The sequence below is a fragment of the Ruegeria sp. YKSF57 genome (genome assembly GCF_059612585.1).
In genome coordinates this window covers 187,593-201,721 of the sequence record NZ_JBXWQW010000001.1, presented here as the reverse complement: position 1 = coordinate 201,721, position 14,129 = coordinate 187,593, and the positions used below count along the sequence as shown (strand labels likewise).

The 14,129-nt window shown below is 57.6% G+C and carries 12 protein-coding genes and 3 tRNA genes; 7 read left to right on the top strand and 8 right to left on the bottom strand.

Translation table 11 applies throughout. The features are described 5' to 3' along the window. A partial coding sequence (locus tag AC2FLX_RS01100; protein WP_496875365.1) for a M20/M25/M40 family metallo-hydrolase occupies nucleotides 1-1,059 on the top strand: 1,059 nt, incomplete at its 5' end. A 46-nt stretch (nucleotides 1,060-1,105) separates the two neighbouring features. On the opposite strand, the gene AC2FLX_RS01095 is transcribed toward AC2FLX_RS01100, so the two are convergent. The 3 genes from AC2FLX_RS01095 to AC2FLX_RS01085 all read right to left on the bottom strand — a co-directional run bounded on the left by AC2FLX_RS01095 (nucleotide 1,106) and on the right by AC2FLX_RS01085 (nucleotide 2,361). Then, nucleotides 1,106-2,089 carry a DUF922 domain-containing protein gene (locus tag AC2FLX_RS01095; protein ID WP_496745555.1) on the bottom strand — a complete coding sequence of 328 codons (984 nt, stop codon included), beginning with the start codon at nucleotides 2,087-2,089 and terminating at the stop codon, nucleotides 1,106-1,108. 72 nt (nucleotides 2,090-2,161) lie between these two features. Beyond that, nucleotides 2,162-2,238 (bottom strand) — tRNA-Asp (locus AC2FLX_RS01090). A 46-nt stretch (nucleotides 2,239-2,284) separates the two neighbouring features. Next, nucleotides 2,285-2,361 (bottom strand) — tRNA-Asp (locus AC2FLX_RS01085). 551 nt (nucleotides 2,362-2,912) lie between these two features. Between AC2FLX_RS01085 and AC2FLX_RS01080 the strand changes: the two genes are divergently transcribed. Further along, complete coding sequence (locus AC2FLX_RS01080; RefSeq protein WP_496809528.1) at nucleotides 2,913-3,650, top strand: porin; 738 nt, start codon at nucleotides 2,913-2,915, stop codon at nucleotides 3,648-3,650. A gap of 102 nt (nucleotides 3,651-3,752) precedes the next feature. On the opposite strand, the gene AC2FLX_RS01075 is transcribed toward AC2FLX_RS01080, so the two are convergent. Both AC2FLX_RS01075 and lon read right to left on the bottom strand, forming a co-directional pair. Further along, nucleotides 3,753-3,827, bottom strand: a tRNA-Val gene (locus AC2FLX_RS01075). A gap of 303 nt (nucleotides 3,828-4,130) precedes the next feature. Next, complete coding sequence (lon, locus tag AC2FLX_RS01070) at nucleotides 4,131-6,539, bottom strand: endopeptidase La (RefSeq protein WP_496745551.1); 2,409 nt, start codon at nucleotides 6,537-6,539, stop codon at nucleotides 4,131-4,133. 344 nt (nucleotides 6,540-6,883) lie between these two features. Here lon and AC2FLX_RS01065 point away from each other — a divergent pair, with 344 nt between their 5' ends. Beyond that, a complete protein-coding gene (locus tag AC2FLX_RS01065) occupies nucleotides 6,884-8,038 on the top strand; it encodes a sugar-transfer associated ATP-grasp domain-containing protein (RefSeq protein WP_480749683.1) in 1,155 nt (384 codons plus the stop codon). A 17-nt stretch (nucleotides 8,039-8,055) separates the two neighbouring features. On the opposite strand, the gene tgt is transcribed toward AC2FLX_RS01065, so the two are convergent. After that, nucleotides 8,056-9,186 (bottom strand): tRNA guanosine(34) transglycosylase Tgt, encoded by a 1,131-nt coding sequence (gene tgt, locus AC2FLX_RS01060; protein WP_496745549.1) that lies wholly within the window; start codon nucleotides 9,184-9,186, stop codon nucleotides 8,056-8,058. 262 nt (nucleotides 9,187-9,448) lie between these two features. Between tgt and AC2FLX_RS01055 the strand changes: the two genes are divergently transcribed. From AC2FLX_RS01055 to AC2FLX_RS01045, 3 genes are all read left to right on the top strand, one after another. Then, a complete protein-coding gene (locus AC2FLX_RS01055) occupies nucleotides 9,449-10,342 on the top strand; it encodes an SPFH domain-containing protein (protein ID WP_480749681.1) in 894 nt (297 codons plus the stop codon). After that, on the top strand, nucleotides 10,339-10,617 hold the full coding sequence (locus AC2FLX_RS01050) for an NfeD family protein (protein WP_480749680.1): 279 nt from the start codon (nucleotides 10,339-10,341) through the stop codon (nucleotides 10,615-10,617). Before AC2FLX_RS01055 ends, AC2FLX_RS01050 begins: the two co-directional genes overlap by 4 nt. 72 nt (nucleotides 10,618-10,689) lie before the next feature. Further along, nucleotides 10,690-11,310, top strand: coding sequence for a hypothetical protein (locus AC2FLX_RS01045; RefSeq protein ID WP_496745546.1), 621 nt, complete (start codon nucleotides 10,690-10,692; stop codon nucleotides 11,308-11,310). 40 nt (nucleotides 11,311-11,350) lie between these two features. Here AC2FLX_RS01045 and AC2FLX_RS01040 read toward each other — a convergent pair whose 3' ends face one another. Next, nucleotides 11,351-11,554, bottom strand: a complete 204-nt coding sequence (locus tag AC2FLX_RS01040; RefSeq protein ID WP_480749678.1) for a hypothetical protein — start codon at nucleotides 11,552-11,554, stop codon at nucleotides 11,351-11,353. A gap of 4 nt (nucleotides 11,555-11,558) precedes the next feature. Next, nucleotides 11,559-12,548 (bottom strand): hypothetical protein, encoded by a 990-nt coding sequence (locus AC2FLX_RS01035; RefSeq protein ID WP_496809529.1) that lies wholly within the window; start codon nucleotides 12,546-12,548, stop codon nucleotides 11,559-11,561. A 170-nt stretch (nucleotides 12,549-12,718) separates the two neighbouring features. Between AC2FLX_RS01035 and AC2FLX_RS01030 the strand changes: the two genes are divergently transcribed. Continuing rightward, nucleotides 12,719-14,101, top strand: a complete 1,383-nt coding sequence (locus AC2FLX_RS01030) for an adenylate/guanylate cyclase domain-containing protein (RefSeq protein ID WP_480749676.1) — start codon at nucleotides 12,719-12,721, stop codon at nucleotides 14,099-14,101. Nucleotides 14,102-14,129 lie beyond the last annotated feature (28 nt).

The window sequence follows — 14,129 nt, the reverse complement described above, 5'->3', positions numbered from 1 at the left end:
GAAGAGACCGACCATGGGCAGGTCATTCGCGGGCGCGGCTCTTCAGATGACAAAGGCCAGCTCATGACTTTTGTCGAAGCCTGTCGTGCATGGAAGGCCGTTCACGGCAAACTGCCCTGCCGCATCACCTTTTTCTTTGAAGGCGAAGAGGAATCCGGTTCACCTTCTCTTATCCCGTTCCTTCAGGAAAACGCCGCAGAGCTCCAGGCCGATCTGGCGCTGGTTTGCGACACTTCGATGGTGTCCCGTGGCGTGCCCTCGATCGCATCGCAACTGCGCGGCATGCTCAAGGATGAGTTTACCATTGTCGGACCCCGTATCGATCTGCATTCCGGCCACTATGGCGGGCCGGGCCTGAACCCGCTGCGCGAACTCTCGCGGATCGTTTCGTCATTTTATGACGAGGAAACCGGGCGCGTGGCTGTCGAAGGGTTCTATGAAGGCGTGCATGAAGTGCCCGCCGACCAGTTGCGCCAATGGGAAGGTTGCGGTTTCGACGAGGCGGAATACCTCAATTCCGTCGGCTATTCGCAAGCCCACGGCGAGAAACGGTACTCGACACTGGAACAGCAATGGGCGCGTCCGACGCTCGAGGTCAATGGCTTGTGGGGCGGTTACAACGGAGCTGGCTCCAAAACCGTGATCCCGTCCGAAGCACATTGCAAGATCACCTGCCGCTTGGTCGGCGACATGGATCCCGACGCCCTGCGCGACAAGATCCGCAAACACGTTCAGGATCGCCTGTCGCCAGATGCCAAGATCGTTTGGGACAACGATCTGGAAGGTTCACGCGCTTCGGTCATGAATATCACCCGCCCCGAATTCGAAGCCGCACGAGGCGCGCTGTCGGATGAATGGGACCGCGAGGCCGTCTTTACCGGCATGGGCGGATCGATTCCCGTTGTCGGGTTCTTCAAATCCATTCTGGGGCTGGATTCGATGCTGGTCGGCTATGCCAACGACGATGATGCCATCCATTCTCCGAATGAAAAGTACGATGTCAAAAGCTTCCACAAAGGCATCCGTTCGTGGGCGCGGATTCTGGATGCGTTGAACTAGCGCGCGGTCGGCACCGGCCGCTTTCTGGCCGGTGCCCGCCTCATTGTCAGGGGTCGTGGGACATATCCAGCACCACGCCTTCGTTCTTGCCGTGATCCGATTGGCCAGGTGAATCATAGGCGTCCTGCTTGTCCTGCCATCCTTGCGTTTCGTCTTTCCAATGGGTAGGCAAGTCTGCCTTTTTGACGTTTTCCTCGGTCAGGTCAGCTTCAAAGGCATCCACACATTCGTTGAAAATCTTGTGGTGATTGTCCTCGTGGGCCTTCAGCTTTTTCCACATCGTGTCCCAGCTGCCCTTTTGACCCTTGTTTCCCTTCGAGTAGTTTTTCCACTTGGGCATGGTAATGATCGGCTTGGCAGTGATTGTTATAGTCTTGATATGGCCATCCAATTGAAAAGAGGCGCTCATCGATGCGTTCGAACGGTAGCGCCCCCAGAACTGGCGCTTGTTGAGGTTATCGAACACCTGCTGAATGGTGTTCCCAACGACGGAATATGTGACCAGCTTGGGGCTGGAGATCGACCGTTTCACTTCTGCCGGATCGGGCGGTACGTCTTTCAGTTCAACGCCTTGCTTGTAGCCACCCAACTGTTTGTCGTCATAGTCCTGTGAGGCTTTCTTTATGCCTTCTTTGATCTTTTTCGCCGCTGAGGTGAAGCTTGACTTGTCCAGATCCATTCCTTCGAGTTCCTTGATGGATTTGGCCGCGGCTTCCAGTGCCAGTGCGTGCAACTTTCCCAGATATTTCTCCAAAGCCTTGACCATCCGGTTCCACTCGGCCTGCCGGTCCTTGGTGCTTTTTGACTGCTCCTTCCACTTCAAAAGCGTCATCTCTGGCTTTAAGGAAAAGGTGATCTCGGTCACCTTCTTGGACTTGTCGTATTTTGGGATGAGGCTCGGGTTGGCATTATAGCTGCCCCAGGTTGGCCGTTTGTCCAGAATGGTCGATAACGCTTCAAAATCGACGCCGGACACGGTCAGCATTTTCTTGGACGGTTTCGGCAGTTTAGTCTTTACCTTTATTGCCATCTCATTCTCCCTCACGCTCGGTACGTAAAGGAAATCCTAACACAACTCTGGCGCTACTTAAGGGGAAAGAAATGGCGCGGTTGACGGGGCTCGAACCCGCGACCCCCGGCGTGACAGGCCGGTACTCTAACCAACTGAGCTACAACCGCGCATATGTCTTGAACCCATTGGCCTGGATCCTGGGCTGGACAGCGGTGGCGCGGTTGACGGGGCTCGAACCCGCGACCCCCGGCGTGACAGGCCGGTACTCTAACCAACTGAGCTACAACCGCTCGCTGCCCGTTCATTGCTGAACGTTGGGGTGTATTATGGCTACGCCCGTGCATCGTCAAGCGGCGTTTCCAACTTTTTTCAAGCGGGGGCAAGAAATTCCCGACCTCCACAAGGGCGAAAGACCCGCCTTACATCGGAAGAACAAAATATTTTCATTTATTTTCAGATTGTTACAAGGTGACACTCTAGCTATGAGGTGCATGTTTACACCGCCCATTCGACGCAACCCTGTGACGCTTCGAAGTGAGTGAAGACACCGTGCCAACACCTTTCCGCAAAGATGTGTCCCCGGAATCAGATGACAGACCTCGATGGCCACCAGACAATCTGCGAAGACGCGTAATTCGTTGAGTTGTCCCAAATGTACAGATCAAAACCCCCGATATTCCATTTTGTACAACCGCTGCCCCGATGGATCGTGCTCGCCGCGCAACAGAGCTGAACTTTTGCGCGCCCCCGCTACCTGAGCGCGAACGTTGCAGATATTTCGGCGACAGTGGAGCCGGCCAATTTCCGGACCGGACCACATAAAAAAATCAGGAGCAGAATCTTGAAAAACATTATTGTTTCCGGTGCCTTCGCAGCCGGTTTTTTGGCGAGTGCCGCGCATGCGGTGGAAGTTACCGGCGGGTATATCGACCTGGGGTATTCGACTTTTACCGACAATGATCTCGGCAGCAAATACAACCTAAACGGTTCGGGTGAGCTTGCCTTTTCGCGCCAGTTCAGCCTGCAGCTGGATCTTGGCGGCTACAGCTTCCGCGAGATCGATGAAACCGGCACCAACGTTACGCTTCACGCGAACTACCACGCCAGCGAAGATCTGTCGCTGGGTGCGTTCTATGGTCAGGACTCGCTGGATGTCACCGGCGCGGGTACTTTGGACATCGATTTCTACGGCATCGAGGCCGGATACGACGCGGGTCCGGTCGCCATCGAGGGATATCTGGGCCGCCAGGATCTGAGCGATTTCGCGGGTACGGACGGCTCCATTTTCGGCATCTCCGTTGCGAGATTCGTGACCGAAGAATGGGAACTTTCGGCGAACTATGACTACATCGACAACTTCGCCGGTTTTCTGGATGCTAGCACCTTTTCGTTCGGTGCAAACTACCACTTCAACGAAAATGCTGAAATCTATGGCGAGTTGGGAACTGCCCGCTACGACGCTTTCGGCCTGAGCAACACCGAAGCCTATGTCGGCGTGGGCGTGCGGATGAACCTTGGCAATGCGCGCGGCACCACCTTTGGCCGTCGCGGCGTTCTGGACAAGCTTCCTGGCCTGTAAGACAGCGAACCCCGGCGCATTATCCGCGCCGGGGTCACTTTGAAGTCGAGACTCTTCGGTACTCCGCACGTACCTGAAATCTCTTGTTCACCGAGGTTTTGATGGTGGGTGATAAGAGATTTGAACTCCTGACATCTTCGATGTGAACGAAGCGCTCTACCACTGAGCTAATCACCCATGGGCGCGGGTATTACAGCGTCTTCCATACCTTCGCAAGAGGCCAATCCTGAATGTGCCTCCTAAATTGCAAGCCAGCGGCCAAGCCACGATATTTCAACCAGCAATTCCTTGATTCTGTAAGATAATTTAAACACCAATGTAGATCTGGGCATACGTCGGATACACCTTTCGACTTTTCAGCCAGCGCCGGGTGTCGCGGTGCGAAGCTTTCTGCGGGAGTTGGGAATGTAGAAATTCCTGAAGTGGAAGCAAAAAAAGGCGGGCCGCGATGCCCGCCTTTTCAAAGTTTTGCACCCGTGCTCAGTGAGCGGTTGCGGATGGTCCCGACTCGCTGGCCGTTTTTGCTGCGGCTGCGGCCGCCTCTTCCGCCGCCTCGTCCCATTCGATGGGATCGGGCTGGCTGACCAGCGCGTGTTTCAGGACCTCGGACACATGGCTGACCGGGATGATGGTCAACCCGTCCTTCACGTTATCGGGGATCTCGGGCAGGTCTTTTTCGTTTTCCTGCGGGATCAGCACCGTCTTGACGCCGCCGCGCAGGGCCGCCAGCAGTTTTTCCTTGAGACCTCCGATGGCACTGGCATTGCCGCGCAGGGTGACCTCGCCGGTCATGGCAATGTCCTTGCGCACCGGAATGCCGGTCAGCACCGACACGATGGCCGTGACCATCGCCAGACCGGCGCTGGGGCCGTCCTTGGGCGTGGCACCGTCGGGCACGTGCACGTGAATGTCCCATTTGTCGAACTGCGTCGGCTTGATGCCCAGCTTGGGCGAGATCGACCGGACATAGCTTGACGCGGCCTCGATCGATTCCTTCATCACGTCGCCCAGCTTGCCGGTGGTCTTCATCCGGCCCTTGCCCGGCAGGCGCAGCGCCTCGATGGACAGCAACTCGCCACCAACCGAGGTATAGGCCAGACCGGTGACGACACCGACCTGATCTTCAAGCTCGGCCAGGCCATAGCGGAATTTCGGCACGCCAAGAAAGTCGCTGAGGTTGTCGGGCGTCACGGTGACGCTGTCGGCCTCTTTCTTGATGATCTTGGTCAGCGATTTCCGCGCAACCTTGGCAATCTCGCGTTCCAGATTCCGCACTCCCGCCTCGCGGGTATAGGTGCGGATGATCGCGGTCAGCGCCTCGTCTGTCAGCTCGAACTCCTTGGCTTTCAGCCCGTGGTTCTTGATCTGCTTCGAGATCAGGTGCTGTTTGGCGATTTCGCGCTTTTCATCCTCGGTATAGCCGGCGAGCGGAATGATCTCCATCCGGTCCAAAAGCGGCCCGGGCATGTTGTAGCTGTTGGACGTGGTCAGGAACATCACGTTCGACAGGTCATATTCGACCTCGAGATAGTGATCCATGAAGGTGTTGTTCTGTTCCGGGTCCAGCACTTCGAGCATGGCCGAGGCCGGGTCGCCACGGAAGTCCTGCCCCATCTTGTCGATCTCGTCGAGCAGGATGAGCGGGTTCGTCGTTTTGGCCTTTTTCAGCGACTGGATGATCTTGCCGGGCATCGAACCGATATAGGTGCGGCGGTGACCGCGGATCTCGGATTCGTCGCGCACCCCACCCAGCGAGATGCGGATGAACTCGCGCCCCGTCGCCTTGGCGACGGATTTGCCCAGCGAGGTCTTGCCCACGCCCGGAGGACCGACCAGACACAGGATCGGACCCTTGAGTTTCTTCGACCGTTGCTGCACGGCGAGGTACTCGACGATCCGTTCCTTGACCTTCTCAAGGCCATAGTGATCGGCATCCAGGACTTCCTGCGCACGGCCAAGGTCTTTCTTGACGCGCGACTTGGTGCCCCAGGGCAGCGACAAGATCCAGTCGAGATAGTTGCGCACGACGGTGGCCTCGGCCGACATCGGGCTCATGTTCTTGAGCTTCTTCAGCTCGCCCTCGGCCTTTTCGCGGGCCTCCTTGGACAGCTTGGTTTCGGCGATCTTCGCCTCAAGCTCGGCCACTTCGTTGCTGCCGTCCTCGCCGTCACCCAGTTCCTTCTGAATGGCCTTCATCTGCTCATTCAGATAGTATTCGCGCTGGGTCTTCTCCATCTGGGATTTGACGCGGGTCTTGATCTTTTTCTCGACCTGCAGAACCGACATTTCGCCCTGCATCAGACCATAGACCTTTTCCAGCCGCTCGCTGACCGACAGCGTTTCCAGCAGGTCCTGCTTTTGTTCGACCTCGATGCCCAGGTGGCCCGCGACCAGATCGGCCAGTTTGGCGGGCTCGGCGGTCTCGCCCACAGCCGAGAGCGCCTCTTCGGGGATGTTCTTGCGCACTTTGGCGTAACGCTCGAACTCGTCCGCGACGGTGCGGATCAGCGCCTGGGTGGTGGTCACATCGCCGGGGATTTCGGTCAGATATTCAGCCCGTGCCTCGAAAAAGTTTTCGTTTTCAAGGAACTCGGTGATCTTTACCCGTGCCTGCCCTTCTACCAGAACCTTGACGGTGCCGTCGGGCAGTTTCAGCAGTTGCAGCACATTGGCCAACACACCGGTATCATAGATGCCGTCGGTGTCAGGATCGTCCTCGCTGGGATCGATCTGGCTGGACAGCAGGATCTGTTTGTCATCCTGCATCACCTCTTCCAGCGCCCGGACCGATTTGTCGCGACCGACAAAAAGCGGCACGATCATGTGCGGAAACACCACGATGTCGCGCAGCGGCAGGACGGGGTAAGAGGAATTCAGAGGCTCTTGCATGCTCTATCCTTATTCTTGGCAAGACGACCCGGCCCCAGCAATCGGCGGCATTGGCCCGTCTCCACATTGGATGCTTTTATCTGGTACTGCGGTTGATGTTTTTCAAGCTCGCTGCCCTGGTGTTTGACCTCACCTTGCCTTCGTGGGACCGGGATCACAAGAGTGCAAACGCCATCGAAGCCACAATACCCGCCAACTGGCAGATTTTTTCACAAGGCGCGTTACCTGAGACTTCCTGACGTCCACTGAAACGCGCATCTGGGAGCTGCCACAATTCGGCCATCCGCTCTGGCTATATTGGCGGAAAACAGTTTGTAGCAGATTCGGAAACAAAGGCAGGCAACATGAACCAGCAAAGCACCCTTTCCGCAACAGAATTGGACAAACAAAGCTACTATTCGGCTCGGGACAGCAGTGACAAAGAGCTTTTGACCTATGCCGCAAGGAAAACGGGACGCTCTCCGTTGAAAATCCACCGCGAGTTTCGACAGCTCGCCAAATCGCCCAATCGCATCAACCTCGTAGAATATGTCCGCAACGGCTTATACGACTTAGACAGGTATTCTGAAGAAGAACGTTCGCGATTCATTTCCAACGATTTGCATTGGCCGATCACACATAAATGCAATGATCAGAGCTGGGCAGGCGCAGCCGAAGACAAGATCCTCGCAGCGACCATACTGTCGGCGGGCGGTGTGCCAGTTCCTGAAACAATTGCTGTGCTTGATTCTTCCTCCCGAATTTATCCGAAAACAAAAAAGATTTCGTCCGCCGACGAATTGCGCAACGTGTTGTCGGAGCACGCGAGCGAAACGCTGTTTGGAAAAGTTGTCGGTGGTATGGTCAGTTTCGGCGCGTTCCGCATCGAACATGCAGATCACGACCATATACATTGTACCGGTCAAGACCCGATGAGCTATTCGGAATTCATTGAAAGCTTTGTCGGCAACAATGCGTATGTCCTTCAACGGGAGTTGAAAAATCATGCTGATTTTTCAGATTATTGCTCGGCTCTCGCAACCGTTCGGATGGTAAACCTCGTATCACCTTCAGGTGTCCACAACCCAATAGCCATCATCAAAATGCCCCAGGGGAATAACATTGCGGATGCCTTCTGGAGGCCGGGCAACCTTGCCTGCGAGGTCGATGTCGGCACTGGTCGAATTCGGACAGTCGCGCTGCGTGGACTGGAAACCGAATTTCTGGACGATCATCCCACTATCCCGGGGCTTATTGGGCGACAACTGCCTTGCTGGAAAGAGTTGATAGAATTCAATAACCGTGCCGCCCGACTGTTTGCGCCGATCCGGTATCAATCAACGGACATCGCGATCACGAATGCCGGCCCTGTGGTCGTGGAGATCAACTATGGCGGCGGTTTTGATTTGCCCCAATACGCCAGCGGTCGTGGGTTGTTGACTGCTGACGTTCGCTCCTTTTTTGAAGATTGCGGTGTTGACCTGAACGCAAAGCCCAAAAAGGGGCTATTTTCTCGCTAGCCTGTTCGTCGTAATGGTCACAGCGGCTCGATATCTCCCTGTGCCCGTTGGGAATGAAATCCCGCCTGCCAGGCCGCAAACGTGCCTGCCGCAATCGCGTCTCGCATGCCCTGCATGATGTCTTGGAAGTAATGCAGGTTGTGCCAGGTCAGCAGCATCGAGCTGATGATCTCCTGACTGCGGAACACGTGATGCAGGTAAGCGCGGGAGTAGTTCCGGCAGGCGGGGCAGGAACAGTTTTCATCCAGCGGGCGGGGATCATCCATGTGGCGGGCATTCTTGATGTTGAGAACGCCGTGCCGGGTGAACACCTGCCCGGTACGGCCCGAGCGGGACGGCAGAACGCAATCCATCATGTCGATGCCGCGCGCCACGGCGCCGACAATGTCGTCGGGCTTGCCCACCCCCATCAGATAGCGGGGCTTGTCTGCAGGCAGGAAACCGGGGGCGTAATCAAGGCAGTCAAACATCGCCTGCTGCCCCTCGCCTACGGCCAGACCACCGACGGCATAGCCGTCGAACCCGATCCGTTTCAGCGCCTCGGCGCTTTCCTCGCGCAGGTCCTGTTCCAACCCGCCCTGCATGATGCCAAAGAGGGCATGGCCGGGGCGGTCACCGAACGCCTCGCGCGACCGGTCCGCCCAGCGCATGGAAAGCCGCATCGACCCGGCAATGCGGTCGCGGTCGGCAGGCAATGCCGGGCATTCGTCGAAACACATAACGATATCCGATCCCAACAGTCGCTGGATTTCCATCGACCGTTCCGGGGTCAGTTCGTGTTTCGAGCCGTCGATATGGGATTTGAAGGTCACGCCCTGTTCGGTCAGCTTGCGCAGCCCGGCCAGCGACATGACCTGAAACCCGCCCGAGTCGGTCAGGATGGGGCGTTCCCAGTTCATGAACTTGTGCAGGCCGCCCAGACGGTCAATGCGTTCCGCCGTGGGGCGCAGCATCAGGTGATAGGTATTGCCCAGCAGGATGTCGGCCCCGGTCTGACGCACGCTTTCCGGCATCATCGCCTTGACCGTCGCTGCCGTGCCGACCGGCATGAAGGCTGGTGTACGGATCTCGCCGCGCGGTGTGTGGATCACACCGGTACGGGCCTTGCCGTCGGTGGCGTGCAGGTCGAATGAAAAACGCTCGGTCATGTCTTTTGCCCCGGATCGCTGAACCGGGCAGGCTTTGCCTGATTGGCCCCGGCATTGCAAGCGGTTCGCATCCGAATCGCCTTTGGGCACCGGCCAAGGCGGGCAAAGGCCGGATGCAAAACGGTCACATGGCTTTTATGGAGACGCCAAATCGCAGGAATGGTGACTTGCGCCACCAGACGCTCTCCTCCTACCAGTATTGAAATTTTGCGACTCAATCACCAAATGCATACCACGGTATACAAAAAACTGAGGGACACATATGACCGAAGAACTGATCATTGGCCTTATTACGCAGAACATCATCTACGTTCTGGCGGCGATATTTGTCGTCATCATCATCTTCAAAGGCATCAAGATTGTGCCGCAATCCGAGAAATACGTGATCGAACGGTTCGGGCGGCTGCATTCGGTGCTTGGGCCGGGGATCAACTTTATCGTGCCGTTTCTGGACGTTGCACGGCACAAGATTTCGATTCTGGAACGCCAGCTGCCGAATGCGACGCAGGATGCGATCACAAAGGACAACGTGCTGGTGCAGATCGACACCTCGGTTTTTTACCGCATTCTGGAGCCGGAAAAGACTGTCTATCGCATCCGTGATGTCGATGCCGCCATTGCAACGACCGTGGCGGGGATCGTGCGTGCCGAGATCGGCAAGATGGATCTGGACGAGGTGCAATCCAACCGCGCCCAACTGATCTCGCGCATCCAGGAAAGCGTCAAGACGGCGGTCGATGACTGGGGAATCGAAGTGACGCGGGCCGAAATTCTGGACGTGAACCTGGATCAGGCGACGCGCGACGCAATGTTGCAGCAGCTGAACGCCGAACGCGCCCGCCGCGCCGAAGTGACCAAGGCCGAGGGCCAGAAGCGTGCCGTCGAGTTGAACGCCGATGCCGAGCTTTATGCCGCCGAGCAGACCGCCAAGGCCCGCCGCATTCAGGCCGAGGCCGAGGCTTATGCCACCGAGGTTGTCGCAAAGGCAATCCGCGAGAACGGTATCGAGGCGGCGCAGTACCAGGTGGCGCTGAAGCAGGTCGAGGCGCTCAATGCGCTGGGCAATGGCAGTGGCAAGCAGACCATCGTTCTGCCCGCCAACGCAATGGAAGCCTTTGGCGATGCGTTCAAGATGCTGAAAGGAGGCAAGGCATGACCGAACCGCTCTGGTCCATCTGGTGGATCTGGCTGGCCGGGGCGCTGATCCTGGCCATAGCCGAGGTGCTGTTGCCGGGGTTCATCTTTCTGGGGTTTGCCATCGGCGCAGCGGTGACCGGTCTGCTGCTGGTTCTTCCCGGCCTGTCGATTTCGTTGCCGGTGCTACTGTTGATCTTTGCCGTGCTGTCGCTGGCCGCGTGGCTGATCCTGCGCCGCCTCTTTGCCCTGCCCCATGGGCAAGTAAAGCGGTTCAAGGACGACATCAACGGCTGAGCCCTAACCGGATCTGCCAAATTCTGTTATCCTGTCGGCATTTGACCAAGTTGCTTGTGCCGTCAGGATGATATGGAAAATCAAATTGACCGCATCAATGCACTGACAAGTAACGCCAGAAACACTTGGTTCGTGTTGCTCGGCGCACTGATTTTTGTCGGCCTCACCCTGATGCAGGTGGACGCCATCGACTTTTACGGTGTGGATCGGGCCACGCAGCTTCCGCTTGTCAACGTCTCGGTTCCGACACGCCTTTTCTTTTACGCCGCACCGTTCCTGGTTGCGGCCGTCTATGGCTATTTCCACCTGTATCTGATCCGCCTTTGGGATGCGTTGGGACCGGCCCCCTACCAGAACGATTTTGCCGAACCGCTTTCCGATCTCATTCAGCCCTGGCTGGTATCGGACGCCGCTTTCGATCGGCAGAGCGACTGGCGGAACGTGTTTCTGAATGCGTCGGTGGAGGTTCCGCCTGAACTGAGGCAGTGGATGGGTGACCCCTGTCAGTGGCGATGGGCCGAAACCTATCGGGACGACAACGGACCGTTGTCCGACGCGGAATTCTTTGGCATGTGGCGCGGCTGGCTGGAAAGGGCACAGGACCAGTTGATCACCTGGGAACAATATGCCCCCGACCGCTGGCGCGAAGTGCCTGCGATTGCTCCACCATCCGAATGTACATGGGCTGAATAGCTTTTGCGGCGTGACGTCAACGGCATCCGGCGATGCAGTATCACCCCTCGCCTTCGGGCTCTTCCTCGGCCTTGGGTTTGGCGGTACCCCATTTCCAAAGCCCCCGGATCACCAGACTCACCGCGAGACAGATCACCAGCAGCAGACCAACGCCCGCGTTTGTGTCGGGCGCGGCCCAGCTGACCAACCCGATACCGGCAAGCAGGCCGAAAGCCCCCCAGGCCCCGTAAGACAGCCAATCCATCGCGTCAGTCCTTTCCGAGGAAAGACAGGATCTCGTTGCCCCATCTGTCCGCCCAGTTGCCGATTGTGTCGGACAGGCTGTCCTCTTTCCAGCCATCAATCCAGAGATCCTGCTTGGCCTCGATCTCGTCCCGCCAGGCCTCGAATTTCTCGCGTGCCTGCGTTGCGGTTTCAACGTCGGACAGGTCCATGCGCAGGATCAGGGCGTCCGAAGCGCCTTTCTGATGCGTGGGGCTCCACGCCAGAACGAACGGCCCTCGGTGGCCCTGCAATGTGCTGATATCCGACTCGGTCAGCGCGGCGCGGGCATCGTTGAGCGCCTTCAGCGACGTGCCCAGCCCATAGTCATCCACGGCTTTGGCGCACCCTTCTTCATCGCTTTGCGCCATTGCCTCGACGGCAACGTAGTCCTGATTGACTGGCCATACAGTAACGAGCTGGCGATCCAGTGGCTGTTCGACCTCGGAATAGGCAAGGATGGCCGCAACATAGCCACGACATACATTGAGAAACCGGTCGCGATCCTGCGGCAGGGGCTTGGATTTGAACGAGATAATCGCATAAGCGGCAAAATGCTCGGGCGGGAACATGCCTGGCCCCGCAAAAATTCGGGTGGCCCGGCCCTGATCGGAAGGCGGACGCAGAGCGGCGACTGCGGTATCCGGCACGGCAGTGGCGGGCCTCGATGGGGTTGCAGGTTGAACCGGCGTGATTTGAAGCGACCCACGGCTTTTCGGAACAATCACGTAGCCGTTGGAATTGCTGTTGGAATAGCCATAGGTGCTCCAACCGCCGCCCGAAGTGCCACAGTACGTGCAGCCACCCCATCCGCCACCGCCGGTTTCACCACCGCCGCCGCCGCCGCTGTCGCCACTATGCTGTTCCTCTTCTTCCTCATCGCGCGAGTAATCGTCCTCCGACTGGGCGAGGGCGAAATGCGAGAGGAGAGACGGTGACAGGAATGCCATCACCATCAAAAGAAAAAACACGCGCATGGTACAAACCCTCAAAACAATGGGGTTATTGTAGCATTTGCATAGATTTTTTTCCAGTTCTCCTTCTGGTTTAGCGCTGCACGTGGCCTGCGAAATCTTTCCGCTTTCTGGTTTGGCCGTGTTAGATTGGTGAAACAGACCACGGCGAATGAACCCGGAAAGCCCACCGCATGCCGATATTGCGATCCTATCCGGACGACCTGTCCTTTGAGTGCCGGGATGGCGAGAGCCTTCTGGAGGCGGCGAAGCGGGCTGATTTGCCTTTGACCCATGTCTGCGGCGGAAAGGCGAAATGTTCAACCTGCCGGATTTGGGTTCTGGACGGATTGGAGCATTGCCCCGAGCGGTCGGAACCGGAGCAAAAACTGGCCGATCAGCTTGGGCTGGACCCGCATGTGCGCCTGTCGTGCCAGCTGCGCCCCTCTGGCGATATTTCGTTTCGGCGGCTGGTTCTGGATGAGACCGACATCATGCTGACCAGCCAGCTTGACGCGCGCGGCGAGCGCAAGGTCGGGGAATTGAAGAACGTGGCGGTGTTTTTTTCGGATATCGAAGGGTTTACTGGGATATCCGAAAGCCTGATGCCCTATGACGTCATGCATCTGCTGAACCGCTATTTCGCCCAGATGGGCGAGATCATCGAGAGCAACTCCGGCTATGTCGACAAGTTCGTCGGCGACGGAATGATGGCGATTTTCGGGATCGACGATCAGAATGAAGCGCCCCTGCGCGCGGTCAACGCCGCATTGCAATGCCTGACGGCGATCGACCGGATGAAGCCCTTTTTCAAAAGCATGTATGACATCGATTTTGACGCCCGGATCGGATTGCACTGGGGCGAGGCGGTCATCGGATCGGTTGGATCGGTCGGCAGTGCGCGGCTGACCGCGATTGGCGACGTGGTGAATGTGGCCAGCCGCGTGGAGAGCGCCAACAAGGAAGCCGGAACCCGGTTTCTGGTGTCGGAGGCGCTGCACGACCAGGTCAAGGAGAGCGTCGAAACCACCGATTTTGTGCGTGTGAGGCTGCCCGGAACGTCGCAACGCACCACCCTTTACGAAATCTCCGAGTTAAAGCCGCAAGCGGCGGCCCGAATGAATGCGACCTCGGACCGTGAGACGATGCGTTTTGCCGGTCGCAACTGGACGCGGGTTTTCGAGGTCGACTCGATCAAGGATGGTGAGACTCGGATCGTCGAGTTTTCCAGGCTTGACCTTGCGATCCTGCGCCGCGGCGAAAACTTCTATGCGTTCAACAACGCCTGTCCGCATATCAACCTGCCGCTGTTCAACCGCCGCCAGAACCTGGACGATCCCGACCGGCTGCGCCCGGACGAAAGCGAAGCGCGGGATGACGAGGTGGTCTGCCGCTGGCATCACAGTCGGTTCGACCTGGCCAGCGGCGAGGTCATCGTGTGGTGCGAGTTGCTGAACGATGACGGGACATCCGAAGGCATGGAGTTTCTGGGCGATATTTCAAAGAACCGCAAACCCTTGCAGACCTTTGCGACCCATGTTGACGACGGTTTTTTGTGGATCGCGTTGGACACATGAGCGCACCATTGGCCGAACTTCCCCGCCC